The organism is Bradyrhizobium erythrophlei (assembly GCF_900142985.1).
In the GTDB taxonomy this organism is placed as follows: Bacteria; Pseudomonadota; Alphaproteobacteria; order Rhizobiales; family Xanthobacteraceae; genus Bradyrhizobium; species Bradyrhizobium erythrophlei_B.
The window spans coordinates 4,925,741-4,945,059 of sequence record NZ_LT670849.1; the positions used below are offsets into that span (position 1 = coordinate 4,925,741).

25 protein-coding genes and 1 pseudogene are annotated in these 19,319 nt (G+C 62.3%); 16 read left to right on the forward strand and 10 right to left on the reverse strand.

What is annotated here, in order from left to right; genetic code table 11:
- Positions 1-29 precede the first annotated feature (29 nt).
- Both BUA38_RS23405 and BUA38_RS23410 read right to left on the reverse strand, forming a co-directional pair.
- Entirely contained in the window at positions 30-305 is a 276-nt protein-coding gene (locus tag BUA38_RS23405) for a hypothetical protein (protein ID WP_072821584.1), read from the reverse strand.
- Between the two features lie 243 nt (positions 306-548).
- On the reverse strand, positions 549-1,187 hold the full coding sequence (locus BUA38_RS23410) for a S24 family peptidase (RefSeq protein ID WP_072821585.1): 639 nt from the start codon (positions 1,185-1,187) through the stop codon (positions 549-551).
- Positions 1,188-1,308: 121 nt separating this feature from the next.
- On the opposite strand from BUA38_RS23410, the gene BUA38_RS23415 reads away from it, so the two are divergent.
- From BUA38_RS23415 to BUA38_RS23440, 7 genes and pseudogenes are all read left to right on the forward strand, one after another.
- On the forward strand, positions 1,309-1,845 hold the full coding sequence (locus tag BUA38_RS23415) for a GcrA family cell cycle regulator (RefSeq protein ID WP_072821587.1): 537 nt from the start codon (positions 1,309-1,311) through the stop codon (positions 1,843-1,845).
- The gene (locus BUA38_RS37000) at positions 1,842-2,015 is read left to right on the forward strand and encodes a hypothetical protein (protein WP_156898672.1); all 174 of its coding nucleotides are present in this window, start codon (positions 1,842-1,844) and stop codon (positions 2,013-2,015) included. Before BUA38_RS23415 ends, BUA38_RS37000 begins: the two co-directional genes overlap by 4 nt.
- On the forward strand, positions 2,012-2,581 hold the full coding sequence (locus BUA38_RS23420) for a YdaU family protein (protein WP_072821588.1): 570 nt from the start codon (positions 2,012-2,014) through the stop codon (positions 2,579-2,581). The genes BUA38_RS37000 and BUA38_RS23420 overlap by 4 nt, the downstream gene beginning before the upstream one ends.
- Positions 2,582-2,626: 45 nt before the next feature.
- Positions 2,627-3,186: pseudogene (locus tag BUA38_RS23425) on the forward strand (hypothetical protein).
- A gap of 325 nt (positions 3,187-3,511) precedes the next feature.
- Positions 3,512-3,748: a hypothetical protein gene (locus tag BUA38_RS23430; protein ID WP_072821591.1), complete on the forward strand. Its 237-nt coding sequence runs from the start codon at positions 3,512-3,514 to the stop codon at positions 3,746-3,748.
- 87 nt (positions 3,749-3,835) lie between these two features.
- Positions 3,836-4,651 (forward strand): RMD1 family protein, encoded by an 816-nt coding sequence (locus BUA38_RS23435; protein WP_072821592.1) that lies wholly within the window; start codon positions 3,836-3,838, stop codon positions 4,649-4,651.
- An 805-nt stretch (positions 4,652-5,456) separates the two neighbouring features.
- The gene (locus BUA38_RS23440; RefSeq protein WP_072821594.1) at positions 5,457-5,621 is read left to right on the forward strand and encodes a Flp family type IVb pilin; all 165 of its coding nucleotides are present in this window, start codon (positions 5,457-5,459) and stop codon (positions 5,619-5,621) included.
- A 176-nt stretch (positions 5,622-5,797) separates the two neighbouring features.
- Here the strand turns inward: BUA38_RS23440 and BUA38_RS23445 are convergent, their stop codons facing one another.
- The gene (locus BUA38_RS23445; RefSeq protein WP_072821595.1) at positions 5,798-6,214 is read right to left on the reverse strand and encodes an SPW repeat protein; all 417 of its coding nucleotides are present in this window, start codon (positions 6,212-6,214) and stop codon (positions 5,798-5,800) included.
- 243 nt (positions 6,215-6,457) lie between these two features.
- Here BUA38_RS23445 and BUA38_RS37005 point away from each other — a divergent pair, with 243 nt between their 5' ends.
- A complete protein-coding gene (locus tag BUA38_RS37005; protein WP_156898673.1) occupies positions 6,458-6,727 on the forward strand; it encodes a hypothetical protein in 270 nt (89 codons plus the stop codon).
- Between the two features lie 137 nt (positions 6,728-6,864).
- On the opposite strand, the gene BUA38_RS23455 is transcribed toward BUA38_RS37005, so the two are convergent.
- Positions 6,865-8,064: a DUF2235 domain-containing protein gene (locus tag BUA38_RS23455; RefSeq protein ID WP_072821598.1), complete on the reverse strand. Its 1,200-nt coding sequence runs from the start codon at positions 8,062-8,064 to the stop codon at positions 6,865-6,867.
- A gap of 247 nt (positions 8,065-8,311) precedes the next feature.
- Here BUA38_RS23455 and BUA38_RS23460 point away from each other — a divergent pair, with 247 nt between their 5' ends.
- Complete coding sequence (locus BUA38_RS23460) at positions 8,312-9,517, forward strand: serine hydrolase domain-containing protein (protein WP_072821600.1); 1,206 nt, start codon at positions 8,312-8,314, stop codon at positions 9,515-9,517.
- Between the two features lie 62 nt (positions 9,518-9,579).
- On the opposite strand, the gene BUA38_RS23465 is transcribed toward BUA38_RS23460, so the two are convergent.
- Together BUA38_RS23465 and BUA38_RS23470 are read right to left on the reverse strand one after the other, a co-directional pair.
- Positions 9,580-10,539, reverse strand: a complete 960-nt coding sequence (locus BUA38_RS23465; RefSeq protein WP_072821602.1) for an alpha/beta fold hydrolase — start codon at positions 10,537-10,539, stop codon at positions 9,580-9,582.
- Positions 10,540-10,693: 154 nt separating this feature from the next.
- On the reverse strand, positions 10,694-11,167 hold the full coding sequence (locus tag BUA38_RS23470) for a hypothetical protein (protein ID WP_072821603.1): 474 nt from the start codon (positions 11,165-11,167) through the stop codon (positions 10,694-10,696).
- A 199-nt stretch (positions 11,168-11,366) separates the two neighbouring features.
- Here BUA38_RS23470 and BUA38_RS23475 point away from each other — a divergent pair, with 199 nt between their 5' ends.
- Positions 11,367-11,603: a hypothetical protein gene (locus BUA38_RS23475; protein WP_072821605.1), complete on the forward strand. Its 237-nt coding sequence runs from the start codon at positions 11,367-11,369 to the stop codon at positions 11,601-11,603.
- A 168-nt stretch (positions 11,604-11,771) separates the two neighbouring features.
- Here the strand turns inward: BUA38_RS23475 and BUA38_RS23480 are convergent, their stop codons facing one another.
- The gene (locus BUA38_RS23480) at positions 11,772-12,518 is read right to left on the reverse strand and encodes an SDR family NAD(P)-dependent oxidoreductase (protein ID WP_072821606.1); all 747 of its coding nucleotides are present in this window, start codon (positions 12,516-12,518) and stop codon (positions 11,772-11,774) included.
- Between the two features lie 187 nt (positions 12,519-12,705).
- On the opposite strand from BUA38_RS23480, the gene BUA38_RS23485 reads away from it, so the two are divergent.
- The 5 genes from BUA38_RS23485 to BUA38_RS23505 all read left to right on the forward strand — a co-directional run bounded on the left by BUA38_RS23485 (position 12,706) and on the right by BUA38_RS23505 (position 15,818).
- Complete coding sequence (locus BUA38_RS23485; RefSeq protein ID WP_072821608.1) at positions 12,706-13,626, forward strand: LysR family transcriptional regulator; 921 nt, start codon at positions 12,706-12,708, stop codon at positions 13,624-13,626.
- A 75-nt stretch (positions 13,627-13,701) separates the two neighbouring features.
- Positions 13,702-14,097, forward strand: a complete 396-nt coding sequence (locus BUA38_RS23490) for a hypothetical protein (RefSeq protein WP_072821609.1) — start codon at positions 13,702-13,704, stop codon at positions 14,095-14,097.
- Between the two features lie 70 nt (positions 14,098-14,167).
- Positions 14,168-14,713, forward strand: a complete 546-nt coding sequence (locus tag BUA38_RS23495) for a hypothetical protein (protein WP_072821610.1) — start codon at positions 14,168-14,170, stop codon at positions 14,711-14,713.
- Positions 14,714-14,757: 44 nt separating this feature from the next.
- Positions 14,758-15,282 (forward strand): hypothetical protein, encoded by a 525-nt coding sequence (locus BUA38_RS23500; RefSeq protein ID WP_156898674.1) that lies wholly within the window; start codon positions 14,758-14,760, stop codon positions 15,280-15,282.
- A 104-nt stretch (positions 15,283-15,386) separates the two neighbouring features.
- Positions 15,387-15,818, forward strand: a complete 432-nt coding sequence (locus tag BUA38_RS23505) for a hypothetical protein (RefSeq protein WP_083587726.1) — start codon at positions 15,387-15,389, stop codon at positions 15,816-15,818.
- A gap of 274 nt (positions 15,819-16,092) precedes the next feature.
- Here the strand turns inward: BUA38_RS23505 and BUA38_RS23510 are convergent, their stop codons facing one another.
- Positions 16,093-17,088 carry a DUF2778 domain-containing protein gene (locus BUA38_RS23510; RefSeq protein ID WP_072826367.1) on the reverse strand — a complete coding sequence of 332 codons (996 nt, stop codon included), beginning with the start codon at positions 17,086-17,088 and terminating at the stop codon, positions 16,093-16,095.
- 485 nt (positions 17,089-17,573) lie between these two features.
- Between BUA38_RS23510 and BUA38_RS23515 the strand changes: the two genes are divergently transcribed.
- Entirely contained in the window at positions 17,574-17,804 is a 231-nt protein-coding gene (locus BUA38_RS23515; RefSeq protein ID WP_072821614.1) for a hypothetical protein, read from the forward strand.
- Between the two features lie 52 nt (positions 17,805-17,856).
- Here BUA38_RS23515 and BUA38_RS38520 read toward each other — a convergent pair whose 3' ends face one another.
- Positions 17,857-18,774, reverse strand: coding sequence for a 3-hydroxybutyrate oligomer hydrolase family protein (locus BUA38_RS38520; RefSeq protein WP_072821616.1), 918 nt, complete (start codon positions 18,772-18,774; stop codon positions 17,857-17,859).
- 235 nt (positions 18,775-19,009) lie between these two features.
- Positions 19,010-19,267, reverse strand: coding sequence for a hypothetical protein (locus BUA38_RS23525; RefSeq protein WP_072826368.1), 258 nt, complete (start codon positions 19,265-19,267; stop codon positions 19,010-19,012).
- Positions 19,268-19,319: the final 52 nt, after the last annotated feature.

A 19,319-nucleotide genomic window follows, 5' to 3' on the forward strand; every position in this document is an offset into this window, starting at 1 on the left:
ATCCGTCAAATGTCGCGGGCCGGCGTGCCCTACGCCGGCTCATGCTTCCGCAAATCCCTGATGTGATCGAAGGCCGACGCCTGAAGATCGGCGCTTGAGCTGGCGATCTCTGGGACCGCGGCCTCGGCCAGGATATCCTCGGTGACATCCTCCACGCTGAAATCCGCGACCTCGTGAATGAAGCTGATATTGGCGTATTCGCCGGAGGCGATGCGCGAGACCACCTCGCGGCGGGTGATTTCGGGATCGACGATGGCCTCTCGGCCGCGGCGGCCGTAATCGATCATGACGACGAAATACTGCATGCGGGGCGGATATCCTTCGCGACGTCACCTGATGGAATCAGTTGACGAGTTGGTTCCATTATTTCTGAAAATCAGAAATTTGGCAAGGAAAATTTCTGATAATCAGAAGTTAGTCATTCCGGGGCGATGCGAAGCATCGAACCCGGAATCCATTTATCGTCGCGTTCAGGTGGAGCGATGGATTCTCAGGTGCGCAATTGCGCACCATAGTTCGCATCTTCGATGCGCCCCGGAATGACGTCGTTACTTCGCGGCCGGCTTGCCGGCATGACCGGCGAGCTTTTTCCGTGAGCGCGCCGCGGCCCGCGCCCGCAGGCGATCGATCTGGCCGCGCGGCAGGGTCACGCAGATTTCGCCGATCCATTCCAGCTTCACGCCCGCGATCGGCTTGGCGTTGAAGCTCGTGAGGTTGACGACATGCGCGCTCTTGCCGCGCTCGATCGTCTTCAGGTAGCGCTCGCCGGACTTCAGGCGCACGACAGCCTCCTCGCCATAGAAGCTCGACAGCGGATGGCGCTGTTCGCGGTAGACCACGATAATATCGCCGCTTTCGTATTTCGGCAGCATGGAATCGCCGACCACCTCGAAGGCGACGGTTTCTTCCGCGATCGGGAACGGCAGTTGCACTTCGCCGAGGCCTTCGGGCGGCATCTGCTCGTGTTCCGGCGTGATCGATGCGCCGGCGCCGACGCGGCCCATGATCGGCACCGCATTGAGTTCGAGATAGTCGATGATCGGCTGAAGCTCGCTGGCCTTGATCAGCCGCGCTTCGGCCAGGATCTCCGACACCGCGCCCGGCCGCACGCCCATCGCCGCCGCGAGCCCGCCCTTGGTCTTGCCGGGCTTCGCCAGTCCCCGCTCGATCATCCTGACGTCCAGCATCGCGATTCTCCGCACCGTCAATGGTCAGATCCTATATTTCCGATTATCCGAAATCAAGCTTGACTTATTTCGGAATATCCGAAATAAAGGGAGCACAACGTGAAACTTCAGGGAATGTGGAATGCAATCAACGTGGGAGGAGGCGCACTCGGTCGCGCTGCGTGCGTATCTCGACAAGGGCCTGTCGTTTTCGGAAATCGCCCGCGCTCTCAACCAGCAATTCGGAACCGCCTATACCCGCAATGCCGCGATCGGCCGCGCCCGCCGCCTGGGGCTGTCGGTGCCGCTGCGGCCGCCCTCGGACAGCGTCATGGGCTCGCCGAAGCGGCCGGATGCGCGGCGGATTTGCCAATCCCGCGCCCGCAAGGTCGGGCATGTCCGGCCGAAACCCTCCACCGTCGAGCGCGCCGAAGCGCTCCAGCTTCGGTGCGTGGCGATCACGCCGCGGCATCTTTTGCTGGTCGATCTGGAGGCGAACGATTGCCGTTATCCCTATGGCGGCGACGTCGAGGGCGAGCCCTTCACCTTTTGCGGCCATCCGCGCCACGAAGGCTCGAGCTATTGCCTGTCGCATTTTCATCTGACGAACCTGCCGGAGGCTGACACCGAGCCGGCCGCGCGCGCCAAGACCGCGCTGCGGCTCGTGGAGGCAGCATGAGCGGCGAGGCTGATTCCCGGCTTGCGCGGATGAAGCGGCTGCCGCCGCGGCTTCGCATCGCGCATCTCGTGGCATTGCTGCGTCACGAGACGGACGGCTCGCTGCGCGCCGCCGAACTGACGCGCTTGCTCGCGGCCCAATCAGCATTGGCGGACGGCCACCGCGGATGAAGCGACCGTGGATGCCGCTCTATGTCGGCGACTATCTCGGCGACACCGGTCATCTGACGACGGCGCAGCATGGCGCGTATCTGCTCTTGATGATGCATTACTGGCGCAAGGGCGAACTGCCCGATGATGACGTCCAGTTGTCGAAGATCACGAAGTTGCCGTTGCGGACCTGGTGCGACTATCGCCCGGTCTTGCAGAATTTTTTCCACGACGGGTGGAAGCACAAGCGCATCGACATGGAGCTCGAACGCATGATGCGCGTCTCCGAGAAGCGCGCGATCGCGGGAAAAAAGGGAGGGCTTGGTTCGGCGCTGTCCCGCATGAAGCTCGAAAATGTCAGGGAAGAAAGGTCGTTGCCGCGAGCAATTGCTTCGGTTTGCTCAAGCCGGGCTTCAGCAAACGTCGACCACTCACACTCACACTCACACTCACACTCACACTCACACAAGATTCTTTCTTCTGAAGCGACGGGCGAAAGAAGCGCCGTCGCGCCGCCAGCGAAGCCGGGCAAGGCGGCTATACCCATCAGCGCCGAACTCGCGGCACTGATGGCGCACAAATCCTAAAAGAGACCATCTGATCGTTCGTCTTCCAAGAAAAGGAGTTCGGCCATGCCCCGCGCCAGGCGCTCAAGACTTCGTAAAACGACCCACGCGCATGATCGAAAGGCGCGCGACCTGCCGCTGAATGCGGAAGTCGCCACTGTGGAGATCGACGATCCCCTGGCGCTCGAACCGGGCGAGAAGATCATAGCACTTCGTTCGATCCGCAACGATCCGCTGGCGCGGCTGCACAACCATCATCAGATCGACGAGGCGCAGTATCGCGGCGGCCGGGCGTTTCAGGACGATTGGGAAAAGGCCGAGCGGGGCCCGCGCGCGGTCGACCCGACGCGCGAATATGTCGACGGCGGTCGCGCGCGCGAACCGATTACCGAGCGGCAGCGCCGCGCGGTGCTGCGGCTCAATCGCATCGAGCATGAACTAGGCGCCGACGGCATCATGCTGGTGCATGAAGTGCTGCTGCTTGGATTGACGATGGAGCAGATCGGCCTGCGGCGCGGCCTGCGCGGCCAGCGCTGGAAGGATTACTTCTCCCGGCGCTTTCAGGAATGCCTCGATCGCCTGGGCAAACTTACGGTTTCGCGAGTTCTAAATCAAAAGGCCGCTGACTAAACGTCAGCGGCCTTCCGGGTAGAAATATGGGATTAGGATGAAATTCTTCCAGCCCCGGATGCCGAGCATCATATCGCTCGTTGATGAACGAATGGAGTCGAAAATTACAGGGTTTCTGTGACACCGCGTCGCTGTTGTAGAGGCAACACAGTCGCGGGTCGCGCTCGCGCGCGAGGGCCATCGCAAGCAGCGTTTGCTACGTTACTCCGTAACCAAAAAAGCGTCAGCATGGATGACGTGATTGCGGAGGAACTACCGTGCTTTCCCGGGATTTATTTGCGTCAGGGGTTTGATCGCCCGCGCGGCAGGAGGCCATTGACGATGTTGCTGGCGGCAAAGGAAATCGGAGCTCAGTCGGTCGCATATTCGCCCGAAGAGATCGAGATCATGTCGGCGGCGCTGGCGGTCTGCATCGAGAGCCTGCCCGAGCCCGTCTCCGCCACGATGGTTCATCAGCTCGCTCTATCGATCCTCGCCAATGCCGGCCGCGGCGAGCACGACGTCGCGTCGCTGGTGCGGATGGCGCTGGTCGAGCTGCGGATCACCCCGCATCATTAAAGCGCAACCGTAATCTTGGGCTCGCCTCACTAGCGGCGCGCGCCCGGCCTGCTAGGCTTGTCTTGTCCGCTTCAAGGCTCGCCTCGCATGAAGAATTCCGCCTTTCGCGCCGATCCGCAAGTCAAGCGCATCACCGTACATGCGCTCAACGTCGGCGACCGCATCAACACCGCAAGCTTCGAGAAGGAAGCGCTGTCGGCGGTGCCGCTGGCGCTGCGGGCCGGCCATGACGGGATTGCGGTGTTATTTCGCTATGGCGCGGTGGTCTTCCTCAACATGACGATGGAGGAGGAGGCGGCCTTTCTCGACCGGCTGTTGCCGCGGATCGGGGGCAGGTTGACGCCGCCGGAAGAAGAGGCCGCCGCGGTTGAGCTATTGGACGAAAACGAGGACCAGGTCGGCTCCGGCGGGCCGATCCACGTGCGCGACATGTCGATGGCGCGGCTATTGGTCGTCTCCGACGTACTCGCCAAGAGCGTCGTGCTCGCCCATGACGAGCGCGAAGTCGCAAAAGTGTTCGAGCGCATCGAGCCCTTTGTGCGCGAACTTGCGACCTCAGGCAAATTTCACCGCAACCGGCGCGGCATCCTCAAGATGATCGGCGAGGCGCTGCTCGTGCAGCACAACGTCTCGGGCCGGGTGGCAATCACCGACAAGCCCGACGCCCTGTGGGACAGGCCCGATCTCGAGCGGCTCTATGCGCGGCTGGAAGACGAATACGAGTTGATCGGGCGGGTCGAGACGCTCAATCGCAAGCTCGCGGTGGTCGCCGAGACCGCCGACACGCTCGCCGACATCATCGACACGCGCCGCTCGCTGCGGCTCGAGATCATCGTCGTGCTCCTGATCGGCTTTGAGATCGTGATCGGCATCTCCCAGATATTCGCCGCCCGCGGGCATTGATCAAAATCCACCTCTCCCCTTGTAGGAGAGGTCGGCTGCGAAGCAGCCGGGCGAGGGGTATTTAGCAGACGCGCCGTAACCCCTCTCCCCAACCCTCTCCCACAAGGGGAGAGGGGGCGCACCTTCGCTGGGGCGGAAAGCCCGCCACACTCCACCCTCGCTCGGCCACGATCATTTCCCGGCAATGTCCCGAAAAGGGACAAAACTCTGACGTTTTCGGCCACATTCGGGCGTGACGTTAACCAAATGCAAACCATCACGGTAATAACCATTCTGGCGCTGCTGACGATTTCGGGGGCAGTTGTCTCCGATCGGCTTCTGACGGGCCCGGAGCAGTCTGTGACGGTGCGTTTCTGACACTTAGCCTGGGTGTGGGCGCGTCTGGCGGTGTCGACATGATCCTTGGGGGACGTCGAACATGCTTTCCGTAGATCAATTCCTGAGACTTATCAGTGTGCCGGCCGTGGCTGCGGCCTTCTTGATCGCCTCACAGGTATCGGGTGCGGGCGTTTTCCACTAGACGCCGGCACAACTGACGCGCGAAGTGTCCAGACTTCGATCCTGACATAATGGGTTGAAACAGGCGGCGCGGCCGCCTGTCGGCGTGCCGATCTCCAGCCATTCCCGTCATTTTTAGCGAAAATCGCGCGTTTACTGCGTGAATGTTCGGATGGAACACACTTTTCGCTAAAATGCTGTGTGCACTTCTTTACACAACCTTAGAGCGCCGCCCGTAAATTTACGGTCGAGCCCATCGGTGTGAGGGAACGCTGGTGGGCGTTCATGTGCTCACAGGAGGCAGGCTTTGCGGAATCTTCTCAAGAGGTTTTTGGCGGATCAGGCGGGGGCAACCGCGATCGAGTACGGTCTGATCGCGGCCGGTATTGCGCTCGCCATCATTGCGGCGGTCAACGGCCTCGGCTCGAACCTGAACGGCGTCTTCACCAGCGTCAATAATTCGCTGAAGTAATCTGCTTCCCCTTTCTCAGGGGGGCTGCGACATCTGGCAAAACCCCGCCGGGAACTTCGGTTCCGGCGGGGTTTTTCGTGGGTGATCGGGCGGGGCGGGAAGGTGATTGTGCGGGAAGGTGATTGTGTCGGTCTTTTTGACCCTTGGTTTGACTCCCGGTTCTTTGGCTTCCCGCCTCAATGTCCCGGCGGACTTGATATCTCCCCGCCCGAGATCTCGTCGCCAGAGATCCGGTTGGTTTGGGCGGCCTCATGGCGCAGCCACAATTCGAGGCCGGCGAAAAACACGATCGCGGAGCCTATTCCAATGGCGAAGTGCATCGCCGGCGTATGGGCAAAGCCTAGCAGATAGGGCGAGACCACGAGCCACAGGCCGAGCGCCAGGTTGATCCACTCTTCCCAGGTCGAATAGGCGATCATCGCCGCGATCGAGACGACGATGATTGCCGCGGAACTCAGCCACAGGTCGAGGCCGGCGGTACGGCTCGCATGCGCAAAGAACCAGGGCGAGGCGAACAGCATCGCAGCCAGCAACAGGTTATAAAGATCGAGAACTGATTCGCTTTCGAGTCTGAGAATCGCGCGTCGCTGCATGGTATCTCTCCGGGGAAATCCGGTCTTGCCGGGAATCACCCGACTCATTCATGAAGTAATGCGGGAGAGATGCGTCCGTTCCGCCTTCGCACGGCTAGACTTTCGAACGAGGCGGATCAAAAGCGCGCGCGGACGTTGCCAGCCCACAACAGTCCACAGCAATTAGAAGCTGCAATTGATTCCGATGCAGACATCAGCGCCGGCCGCGCTAAATTCGAAAACGGGGAAAGTCGGCTGAGGTTCTTGACGAAAATGACGCATCATCTGCTCTTCAATCCGTTTCATTCGAAACAGGAAAACCACGAGCGTGCGCAGGATACGCGGCGCCACGTGCTGTCGACGCGAACCACGCCGGTGTGCGGCCATTGCCGTTCCGACGACATCACCTCGCAGGCGACCGTGCAGTGGAGCAATGAGAAGCAGGAGTGGGAGCTCGCCTCGACCTTCGCCCAGCCAGCGCACTGCAACACCTGCAACAAGCCGACCGAAATCGTCTGGTTGCCGTTGAACTAGGCGCACCCGGGCAGGCCGAGCCATGGCGAGGCCGTGGCGAACGGTGCAAACAAAAAAGCGCCGGCCTCATCCTTCGAGACGCGGCGCACGCCGCTCCTCAGGATGAGGGGAGCGTGCCACAGTATTTACGCTGCCCCTCACGTCACCGGCGCTACCGGATTGGGCTCGGCCGTATACGTCAAGGGCATGTTGACCGGCCGGTAGGACGGAACGCCCGCCATCCGGTCGATCACCGATTGATGGATGAGGGCGCCTTCGGGAATTGGCCGCGGTTCGCCGCGCGGCAGGTACCAGCCCAGAAAACACCGCCGCTCTTTCCACTCTCGCCATTTTTCCCGCTTCGGCAGCCATTCGAGAATCCACCACAGCCCGGTGAGGGAATCGTGCAGGGCTGCGGTCGCGCTCGGCGGGACATAGACGTGCGGGCTGCCCGGCTTCGGAAAACCCCAGCAGAGATGATTGACCATGTCGCGATCGACGCGCAGGCCGCACGCCACGGCCTGGTCGATCATCCATAGCAGCGGAAACTTCGAAGGCGCGCTTTCGGTTTCCGGATAACCGCCGCCGACGTCGCAATGCACGCCGGCGAACCAGACCTGGCGGATGTCCTGCTCGATCGCCGTCGAGCCGTCGAAAATATTCGGCCGGTATTTCTGCGGCTGGGTCCAGCGGTTGAGGCGGAACATTCGCCGCCGCTCGTCGATGGCGACGGCCTGGCGGAATGTCTTCACGCTCGGGTTGGTGCGCGTATAGACCAGCGTTTGCAGGTCGAACCAGAATTTGTCGGGCCGCGGCACGATCACGGAAGCGACCGTGTCCCACACGCCCATGAACTCGATTCCCACATGATAGCCGCCGGCGATGCGGCTGAAGTGCCAGGCCTCGTCGAGAAAATCCTTGTTGTCGCCTGCGCCCTGACTTTTGGCGCTGGCATTCTTGTAGGAGGTGAAGGCGTAAGCCGCGAGATCGATCTGGTCCGGCGGCAACAGCCCCATCACCTGAATGAAGGCGGCAAGCACGCGCACGGTGTAGGCGCCGCGGGAAAAGCCGAACAGCCAGATCCTGTCGCCCTTTTCGTACGTCTCGCACAGGAAACGATAGGCGGCGAGCGTGTCTTCATCGAGCCCTGCGCCGGTCGCAAGACCGCGGATGGCCCAGGCCTCCTGCTTGAACTGTCCCCAGGTGCTTTCCAGGCCGACGGTGCCGACGCCCGGGTGATAATAAACCCGCTGGCCCTCATCCTTTTGGACGAGGCGGAACAGCTTGAGCACATTCGAGATCGTGGTGTTGATCTCGTTGCCGGTGCCATCGCAGCAAATCACGATGTTCTTCGACATGATGCCCCCGCCAGACGTTTGAGCAGCGCATAAGGTCTGGCGACAAGTCGTAAGGCAACGCGCGGCCGGCATCAACCTGCAATTGAGGTATGCCGAGCTACCCCCGCGAAGTGGCGGACGCCGGTCATCTTGAATGCTATGGTCGCCGCCTCACGCAAGAACAGCGCCGGCTGGCAAAAACCGGGCGCGAGCAGGGGAGGCTTCCATGAACAGGACTGCCGTAATTATCTCGACGATAGGAGTAACGATGGCCGCATTGACCGGCACTGTAGCTGCGCAAACCTCGCCAGCATCAACCGCCCTCGATGCAAGCCTGAAAAGCGCGGTCGAACGCAAGGATATTCCGGGCGTGGTGGCGCTGGTGACCGACAAGAAAGGCGTGATCTATGAGGGCGCCTTCGGTGTCGCCGACGTTTCGAGCGGCCGTGCGCTGAAGACGGACGCGCTGTTTCGCATCGCTTCGATGACCAAGCCCATTACCTCGGTCGCGCTGATGCAGCTCGTCGAGCAGGGCAAGATTTCCCTCGACGATCCCGGCGAAAAATATTTGCCGGAGCTGAAAAATCCGATGGTCGTGACGTCGTTTGACGCCAAGACCGGCGACTACCAACTGCGCCCGGCCTCGAAGCCGGCAACGGTACGGAATTTCCTGACCCACACCTCGGGACTGGCCTATCCCTTCACCAGCGCGCTCTACCGCGACTTCAAGCCCAAGGCCGGCGAGACTTACGCGTTCGGTGGTCCGATGCTGTTCGATCCCGGCGAGCGCTGGCACTACTCGACCTCGACCGACGTCGTCGGCCGGCTGGTCGAAGTGGTTTCCGGCCAGAAGCTGGAGGATTACTTCCACGACCACATCTTCGTGCCGCTGAAGATGAACGACACCTCCTATAACGTGCCGGAAGCCAAGGGGCCGCGCCTCGTGGCCCAGCAGCAGCGCGACGGCGCCAAGATGGACGGACCCGTCGTGTTGCAGATCCCGCCGCTCGTAGGCCTCACGATCGCCAACCCGATCGGCGGCGGCGGACTGGCGTCGACCGCCGACGATTACGGCCGCTTCATGCGCATGGTCCTCAACGGCGGCGAACTCGACGGCGCGCGGATTCTGAAAGCCGAGACCATCGCGATGATGGAGCAAAATCAAATCGGCGCGGTGACGGTGCCGGCGCTCAAGACCGCGTTGCCGCGCAGCGCCGACTTCTCCTTCATCGCCGACGGCCGCGACAAATGGGGGCTCGGTTTCCTGATCACGGTGGACCAATTGCCCGGCATGCGCTCGCCTGGATCGTTGAGCTGGGGCGGCATCAACAACACCTACTTCTGGATCGATCCGGCGCGAGGGCTAGCCGGCACGATCATGATGCAGTATCTGCCGTTCGCCGACACCAAGGCGCTCGCCACCTATCGCACCTTCGAACTCGGCGCCTATCAATTGGCCAAGGCGGAGCGGTAAGAGGACTTACTATCGCCGGCCGGCGTCACGCCGGCCGGTGAAACATATGACACGCCGGCCGGTCAGAAGCCGCGATGTGACAAAAACTGCAAGATCAGCGCGGCGATCTCGTCGTTCTTCTCGTCGAGCGCGAAGTGCCCGGCGTCGAGCTGGTGGATTTCGGCCTCCGGCACGTCGCGCTTGTAGGCGTCGCCGCCGGCGGCGATGAACGACGGATCGTTCTTGCCCCACACCACGAGCGTCGGCGGCTTATGTTCGCGCAGCCAGGCCTGCCAGGCCGGATAGGCGGCGACGTTGGTGCGATAATCGTAGAAAAGGTCGGCCTGGATCTCGCGCTGGCCGGGCCGCGACAGAAAGGCGAATTCATCGGTCCACGTGTCGGGATTGTATCGCTCCGGATGCGAGGTGCCGAGCGTGTGGCGCTGTTCGGTGGTGGCGAACGAAGCAAAGCCTTCGATAACTTCCGGATGCGCCGCGCGGTCTTCCCAGTATTTCGCTCTCTCCGCCCACTTCGCGCCCAGCCCTTCCTGATAGGCGTTGGCATTGGAGACGATCAGGGCTGCAACGCGCTTCGGTTGCGCCATCATGACGCGGAAGCCGATCGGCCCGCCATAGTCGTGAAGGAAGAAGGCGCACTTCTCGATGCCAAGTTGGGTCAGGAAGTGATCGGTCGTCTCCGCCAGATGATCGAAGGTGTAGGTGTATTTGGACGGCGGCGGCACATCGCTGTGGCCGAAGCCCGGAAAATCTGGCGCAATGAGATGATAACGCGTGGCGAGCAGCGGGATCAGCGTGTCGAAACTGCGCGATGACGACGGAAAGCCGTGCAGCAGCACGATGGTCGCCGCATCCCTGGGGCCGGCCTCGCGGTAGAAGATCGTGAGGCCGTCGACGGTGGCGCGGTGATAGGTCGTCGTCGTGGAGTTCGATTCCATGGCTGATTCCGCGGGTCTGGCTGCGGCGTGGCCGGCCAGAAGTGATGCGGCGAAGGTTGCGGCGGCCACTGCGATTGGCTTTATCATCTGATAGCTCCCGGATGAAAGGCGAGTCGTCTAAGTCATCCGGTAGCACGGCAAGGCTCATCGCGCCGTGCCGGCTTTTGCAATTCTCAATTTCACATGGCGCGTGCTCTCGCGGTGCGCGCGCCCGCGATTTCCGCGCTTGCTTCGGTCGCGCTTACTTCTGCTCCTGCTTCTGTTCCTGCGGCGAAGGTGTCGGCTGCGCCGCAGCCGGACTGGCCTCGCGACGCTCAAGCGGAGCCGTCTGATCGCTGGCCTGGAGCCAGGTCGGCATGTGCACCAGCGAATTGTCGAGGTGATTGATGAGCCAGATGCCGCCGAGCGCAATCACGCCGGCGAGCATGACATGCGGCAGCGTGCGCACGAGAACGCCGAGCAGTTCGGCGAACGCGGCCAGGATCGCAGCGGCGGCGAAAAACAGTTCGCGGCCGACCCGATACAGCGCCCAGACCACGGCGGCGAGCACCAGCACGAGCAGGATTTCCTTCCACAGCGGCCATTGCTGCCATGGCGCGCTCGCCAGTCTGGAGATCTGGTCGACCGACCAGGTCCAGATCAGTTCGACGAAACGGAAGATCGCCGCGATACCGTCGTGCAGGAATTTCAGGAACTGTTCGAAAACCTGTTTCATGGTCGCACCTCGCTGCTGAACGAATGCGGGGAGGCGGGGTCGGGTTCCCTCAAGTTCGATATTGAATGATGGAACTTGGAGCGGTGGTGCTGCTTGCCCTTGATCCGACAAAATGGTGGCAGTAATTATCCCGTAAAGATCATCCGCTAAGCGAACGCCAAGTTTCGCGAGGATTGATTCGTACCATCGGGAGGACATCATGGAAAACGCACAGCAGTGCCGCGCGATCGCGCTGCTCTGCCGCCAGCAGGTAAGCTTTCATCCGCAGGATAGCTGGAAATGGCTGGCGCAGGCCGAACGCTGGGAACACCTGGCCGACGCGCGGCTGGTCGTGAGGGCCGAAACACCCATAGCTGCGAACTCCAAACCGGCGAGCTTAGCGCCCGCAAACCCTGTACCAGCGAACCCTGTCGGGACCGGCAGCGCCGCCGCCTAAATTCGCGTCATCATTTCTTCAGAATCCGCAGCTATGGTCCAACGCAAGTGATCGCTCGCCGGATGTACGCGGGTGGTTGGCGAGCCCCGGCATTTTGTGCTGGGGTTTTTCGTTTTTGTAGCTCGCCTGACTCCGGCATCGCGTGACGCTTTTGTTACGCCGTCTCTCTCACGACGCCGTCTTGCCGCCGTTGACGTCGATGATCTGTCCGGTGATGAACGCGGCCTTCTCCGAAGTGACGAACTGAATGGCGTCCGCGATCTCCTCCGGCCGGCCGAGCCGGTTCATCGGCACGGCCGCCTTCATGCCGGCCGTCTTGTCGGCGCCGCCGGTGAAGCGATCGAGCATGGCCGTTTCCACCGGCCCCGGCGCGATCGCGTTGACGCGGATGCCTGAGGCGGCCGCTTCCAGCGCCGCCGACTTCGTCAGTCCCTCGACCGCGTGCTTGCTGGCGGTATAGAGCGAGGCGTTCGCCGCGCCGCGATGGCCCATGGTCGAGGAGATGTTGACGATGCTGCCCGAGCCCTGCACCTGCATGACCCGCAACTCGTGCTTCATGCTGAGCAGTACGCCAAGCACGTTGGTGTCGAAGGTCGCGGCATAGCTTTCCGCATCCTGCGCGGTGATCGGACCGCGTACGCCTTCGGTGCCGGCATTGTTGACGGCGATATCGAGACGGCCGAACCGCGCGACGGCCTTGTCGACCAGCTTTTGCACGTCGCTTTCGTGACGAACGTCGGCCTGCACAAACTCGGCCTCCGCGCCGAGCGCGCGAAGCTCTTGCTCGAGCGCGCGTCCAGCCTCCTGCTTGCGGCCGGAGACGACGAGGCGCGCGCCTTGCTTGGCAAAGGCCAGCGCCGTGGCGCGGCCGATGCCGGTCAGGGCGCCGGTGATGAGAACAACTGATTGGGCCATGGTGTTCTTCCTTCTGCTATGCCTTTGGGGACTTTCGAGGCGGGTCTTGATTGGTTTGAACCGGTCGGCCCCTTGGGCGGATAATCGCTGCCATGGAAGGATAGATAGTTCGTGATGGCGACGAGCAGAAAGACTTTGTAGGGTTGAAGCCATACTTTTGAAGTCTGGCAACGTGGGTTATCTCCCAATGGAATTGCGTCACCTCCGGTATTTCGTGGCGGTCGCCGAGGAAGGCAGCCTGACGCTGGCGGCCGAAAAGCGGCTGCACACCGCGCAACCCTCGCTGAGCCGGCAAATTCACGATCTCGAACACGAGCTCGGCGTCGCGCTTCTGATCCGCGGGCCCCGCGGCATCGAATTGACCGCGGCGGGACGCGTGTTTCTCGATCATGCGCGCGTCGCGCTGTTACAGGTCGAGGCGGCGGCGGAAGCGGCGCGGCGTGCGGCGCATCCGGCACGGAACTCGTTTTCGATCGGCTTTCTGACCGGCTATGAACTCGACTGGCTGCCGGCGGTCATGGAAATCCTGCGCGAGGAACTCGCCTCTACCGAGGTCGTCATTCACAGCCAGGACTCGCCGGAACTTGCGACCGATCTGGTTCGCGGCCGGATCGATATCGCTTTCTTGCGGCCAGAGAAGCAGGCGCCGGGATTGAAATTCCAATTGCTGCGCAAGGATCCCTTGATGGTGCTGATGCCGCGCAATCATGCGCTGGCCTCGCGCGCCACCATTCGCCCGCGCGATCTCGCGGGCGAGACCTTCATCGGCGTGTCGGCGGTTCGCGCGCCGACCTTGCGCACGTTGATCGAGGATTATGCGCGGCAAAACGGCTTGCCGCTGAAAGCGGAACATCAGGCCGAGAATATCGCGATGGCGGTTTCGCTGGTCGCATCGACCGGCGGCGTCTGCCTGCTTCCGGCCTATGCGCAAAACCTGCTGCCGAAGACGGTCGTCGGCCGGCCGCTCCAGGGCGCGGCGCCGTCGATCGACCTCGTCATCGGCTATCGCGATGCGAACACGTCGCCGGTGCTGAAGTATCTCGTGTCGAAGGTCGACGAGTTGAAGTCGCGGGTGACGAAAGGCGGCAAGGAAGGAGGTAAGGCATAAGAAGCGGCCTATTTGGCTGGCATGGCGGGATCGGCCGCACTATAAATTCCCCGTGCACGCTGAATCGGAACATAGATGATCCGCCACACCGCATGGCGCCGTCTGAGCACGTGGCTGATCGGGCTATTTTTCCTGGCCCAGATCGGCGGCGTGGTTCAGATATTGGGCGAGCACACCGCGCATGTGACGGAAAGCCAGCTGACCGAGAGCCTGCTGACTGCGAGCCAGCTCGCGGTCGCGCAGGCGAGCGTCATCGCCAATGTGTCACACAGCCATCATCACGAGGGCGATGCGGATGGCGCCATTCAGCACCACGCGTTGCAGGACCTCAACGGCGCGCCGTTGCGCCTGATGCAGGCTTGCGAGCTGCCCATCACCGCCGCAATGGTCACGCCCGCCGTGCCGGACGTGCTCGCCGGCCGCAATCCCGTTCTCCCGGAGCGCCCGCCCAAATCTTTCCTGTCGGTCTGAACTGTTCGCCGCCCGCAAGCCTCAGCGCTCGCGGGTGTGAATGCTTGGAATCTTGACAGGATGATTACGCATGTTCGTCATTTACGGACTGGCACGCGCCTTCGCGCGCGTGCTTGGTCTTTCGTTTGGGCTTGCGCCTTTGCTGTTTGCGGGAGGCGCGCTAGCCCAAGACAAAGAGCCAAAGGAACCGTTCGCCATTCTTCAGTTTGGCGCCGGCGCCGAATGGGGGCTGAACGGCGGAAGCCCCGGCTTCGGCCCGAGCGTTGCGGTCGAATTCACGCCGATCAAGAACTGGCTCGAAGTCGAAACCGGCGTCGCCACTTCGTTCAGCAAGGGCAAGACCGAGTGGGACATGGATTTCATCTTCAAGAAGCCGTTTGATCTGTCGCGAACCATCGAATTCGAGCCGGGCATCGGCCCGGTCTGGATTCGCAACGTCAGCGGCGGCCGCACCAGCGACGCCATCGCCGCCGAGGCGGTGTTCGAATTCATGTTCTGGCCGGCCGCGGACCGGAAATACGGCTGGTTCCTCGAGCCGAGCTATACCTACTCGTTTGCGCGGGGCCACGACCAGTCGTTCGGCGTCAGCGGCGGCTTGCTAATCCCGATTCGATGAGCGAATGCTGTCGTGTTGCTAGCGGGAGACGAGGGAGTGGACCGTTGAGGAAATGGGCCTGGTGGCTGGCTTTGGCCATCGTCGCGTCGTCCGGCGCGGCGATGGCTGATGAATTTCAAAAGGTGCAATGCGGCGGCGACATCCCGAAGGCGGTGATCGGCCAACGCAGCGCGAACGGGCCGGTCGCAGCCACGGAAAAGAAATATAGCGGGATCGGACTCAAAGGCCTCGGCGGCGATGAAATCTCGGATTCATTGTCCTCAGTGAACTGGCTGATCTGCGGGGCCGAATATATCCTGCTGATCGATCACGGCGGAATGGTGCGGGACGTGCTGGCCTTTCCGAATCATTCCAGGACGTCGCCGGCCTTTTCCGGCACCTGCCGGTACGGCGGCAAGGATCTGCCCGGTGTTTACGTCGGGGTTCTGGATGGGCTGAAGCACGACGATTTCATCCCGGTTCGCTTCGCCTGGAAGATCGATCAGAAGCAGGCGAAATTCATCAATGTGCCGGGCGAGGGATTGCTTTGTCCGCGCAGCGGCATTCCGACCAGCGATGGCGGGCGCTGAAAGCTATTCGAAAATCGCTTTGAAAATGCCTTGCCGCCTTTTTGACGATGTTCGACCATAGGCCTTGCAACGATCAGGGGACCAGTGAGGGGACAAGGGGCGACATGCCATTGACATCAGATTTGCTGACCCGGCCAAAGCGCGGCCGCGGTGTGCTCGTGCGCTATATTGGCGCAGCCGGCGCGCTTGGCCTGCTCGCGGCTTCGGGTTTTCTGCTCGGGCCGACACTGCTCGGGTCCACTCTGCTTGCGTCAGTGGCGTTCGCCCAGAACATCGATGAAGGCAAATCCGCACCGCAGCTCTTTTCCGGGAGTTGCGTGACCTGTCACAAAAGCCCGAACAATCTCGCCAGGGGCCGCATGACGCCGACGCTGTTTCTGTTCTTGCAGGATCACTACACGACCAGCAAGAGCGACGCCTGGTCGCTGTCTTCCTATCTGACCTCGGTCGACACCAGCGGCCGGTCGCGCAGTGCCAAGTCGTCATCGTCCAAGAAGCGCAATCCGGCGCGTCCGCCGGCGCCAATTCCGAATTGATCCGTACGAATTTGATCTGCCTCAATTGAACTCTGGCGACATCGGCAGAAACAATTTTCGACACTCGCTAACAGAGGCGCGCGCTAGGCTCGCGTTGATCCTCTTGTGTCGCCTCACCCCTCAAGCGGATTAACCGGCTCCAGTTCTCCATCGCTGGGGCCGGTTTTGTTTTGGGGGGACTCGATCCTCATCAGCCGACCACGCGCATCAAAGCGTTTTCGCGTTTAGAAAACGCGTCAAACCAGATTGGCCACTTGATCGCTGTGAAGATTGCCTAGCCCGGGTCGGCCTGCGCGGCCAAAGTCTCGGCCACCGCCTTCAGGCTGGGGACGACGGCGATGTGCGTGAACTGGCCGTCGTTATAGGCTTTGAGGAAACGGTCGTAATCCTTGACCGAGATGCAGCCGTTCGAGTCGCCGTTGGGGCCGAGCATGAAGGAGTGCACCAGGAGGCCCGAGCGGCCGTTGATGTCGGTGCCGTCGGCAACGGCCATGCGCAGCGCGGCGACGCCATGAAAATCCCGCTCGCGCGGCTTCAACGAATAGACTGCCGGTGGCGTCGCGCCCTGCATCCGCACGTCGACGTGTTCGGGATCGTCGCGCAGCACGCCCATGCCCGAATGCGCCTCGAACACCGTGCCGTTCGGCAGGTAAACGGCGCGCGCCTTGATGTCGTAGACGGCGGTGGCACCGTCATAGCCGAACACCGAGAGGTCCGGGCCCTTGCCGAACAGGTTGGGGCCCGTAGAGACCATCGCCATCCGGTTCGGCGTCACCATGTCCGAGAGCTTCTGCATCAGCGAGCGCTCGGCCGGCCGGTTCGGCGGCGCGGCGGCGAGAGCGAGCGCCTGGCTCGTGATCTGCGCGGTCTGGTCGGCGGTGGTCGGACGGGATCGCGGCAGCGGAATGCCGTTGGTCGAGACGGCGGCCGTGACGGTGGGCGCCGGGGGCGGCGCGCCGATCGTCGGCAGAACGAGCTGGGTGGCGTCGTTGTCGCTGATGCTGGCGCGGAAATCCGTCGGCATCCACCGCGACGCCAGCGCTTCGCGCGCCGTCGTCGCGGTCGTCTCCGGCTCGACTCTCGCCATCACGTAACGCTTGAACGGCTGTAACGCAGCGCTCTCGGCATTCCTCGCCGAGAGGAAGAAGCGATCGGCGAAGCTCGCGCGCTCGCTGCCCGGCAGCGCGGCGGAAGCGAGCGACGAAACGCCGGAATTGGTGACGAAGGCGGCGACGCTCAAGGCAAGACCGACGGCAGCTAGCACCAGCATGGCTGTCGATCCGCGGCGCGAACGCCGCTTTGTCTGATGTCCTTGGGCTTGGCGCGCTTGCGCCGCGTCTCGGGCTAACGCCGCTTCACGTGCTTGAGCGGCTTGCGCGTGCATGGCGTGAATGCCGGTCGCGGGTGCGGCCTCAGCGTAGGCAGCTTCGGCGTATTCGGAGTGGCCGGATTTCGAATAACCAGATTTGGCGTTCACGGATTTGGTATTGGGCCTCGCGCCCACGGCCCTTGAGGCAACAGGCTGCGCACCCACATGGTGGGTGTCTGCCGGCCTGACGCCAGCAGTTTTGGGGCCCCTTGATCTGGAGCCCGCAATTTCACCTCGACGAGGTCGCAACCGAATCCCCCAAGGATCAGGCGAGAAGCCGATAATAGCCCCTAAAACTAAGGCATAATCGAGACAATTGATAGTGGTATGGGATGGTATAGGAGCTTGAGTCTGGGGTAAATCGGCCGGTTGAAGGAGACGTGTGAATGCGAGTTGGTGGTATCCTGACGATCCTGTTTGCCCTGGTCCCCGCGGTCGCGGTGGCCGACGAGACGCCGAAGCGGGGCGAATCGGCGCCGTTGGTCGCCCGGAAGTGGCCCAATCCGGCCGACGTCGTGGCCCCCGGCGTCTGGCGGCAGGACCTGTTCGACCGGCGTAACCCGGCCAACGTGCGTCACGACTACCCGGCGCCGCCCGCCCAGAGCGGCCAGTACTGAACGGCCAATCGGCCAGTATTCCCTTGGGAATACTGGCAATTGAACCGCCGTACTAGTCCGGAATCCTCAATCCGGAATCCTCACTTGGCCGCCTGCGAAGGTGATCTGCACATTGGCCGCCGGGGCGTCCGCGATCGGCGGCACGTTGGTGAGCGTGATCGGCGGCGCGCCCGCACCGCGCGGCGTCGTGTGCACGACCTGGCTCGGCGGCAGCGCCCGTCCGTTCCGCAAGTGGTCGTACATCAGGTCCATTGCCTGGATGAAGTAGCGATGCAGCGGAATCAACAGCGCGTTGTAGCCGGGGAACTGATTGAAGCTGTCGAGGTGCTGGGCGTTGGTCACTTCGTAATAGGATCAGGTCGACGGTATTGTTCTGCAAATCGTCCGCGCCGGTGCCGGTGCCCTTGTCGGTGTAGGCGACCGCACAGCCGTGCTTGAGACCCCATTCGCCGGCGGTCGCGATCGCGCCGTAAACGCCGCGCGAGCCGGATGAGGGTGCTGCGATAATGCAGGCTGCGGTGGGTGAGAAGCTGTCAGGCACCTGCACCATCATGGTGACGCGGGTGCGGCCGCCTGCGTGCTTTTCGAAGGCGATATATTCGTCGCCCGCGATCAGGCCCTCGCTCGTCGTCACCGTGCCGTCGGCTTTTACGTTCGGCCCGTAAAGCAAGCCGTATCCGCCGCCCGCCGTCGGATCGACCAGCGCGCGGTAGTTGTTGTAGATCGCCGAGCGGCGCAGTTCTTCCGTCGTCGGATTGAGCGGATTTGCGAAAGTGGGCTGCGTCGCGGCGCCCAGCCCCGATTTGCCAAGCCCGGCCGTCAAGAGATCGTTGGTCACGCCGTCATAATGGGTATGGATCACGCCTTCGTCCGAATCCGCCACGGCGCGCGTGCTCGGCATCACGACGGCGAATGCGAGCGCGGAAGCGGTTGCGAAATAGATGGCGGGAAGTCGGGTAATCCTGAGCATGAATATCTCTCCCTGCGTTGCTGGCTCTGACGTCCAGCCTCGACGCAAGTCTGATCCAGCTTTGCATGCGAATTTGTGACAGCTTTTCGAGTGCGTCGGTCACGCGGGAAACAATGTGGGGTCGACTGGCAATACATTTTTACACCGCGGCACGCGCGTCGAGGCCGGGCTGCAAGCTTTGCGGCGAAAATCAGTATTCAGTTGCCAGAGGCATGAGGCCTTTCGACGCGGCCGATCAGCGGTCGTCGTTACCCCACCGCCACCGCGGCGGTTCGCCCTTCAGCCAGCAAATCGCGGTCAGCACCACCGTCAGCGCAATCACATAGCCGACGAAGGCCGGCATCGATTGCTGCGGCGGCACCAGGAAAATACCGGCGACGACCAGCGCGAAAAAGGTCGCGACCACGATCCAGCCTTCCCAGGTGGTGGGCGGACCCCAGCCCCAGCCATAGCGCTTGGCGGGAAACCAGTATCTGGGATCATCGGACGGCATCTGACCCTCCTTGAGCACGTTCGAGACGGCAAAAGATTCCCTCAACCTTCAG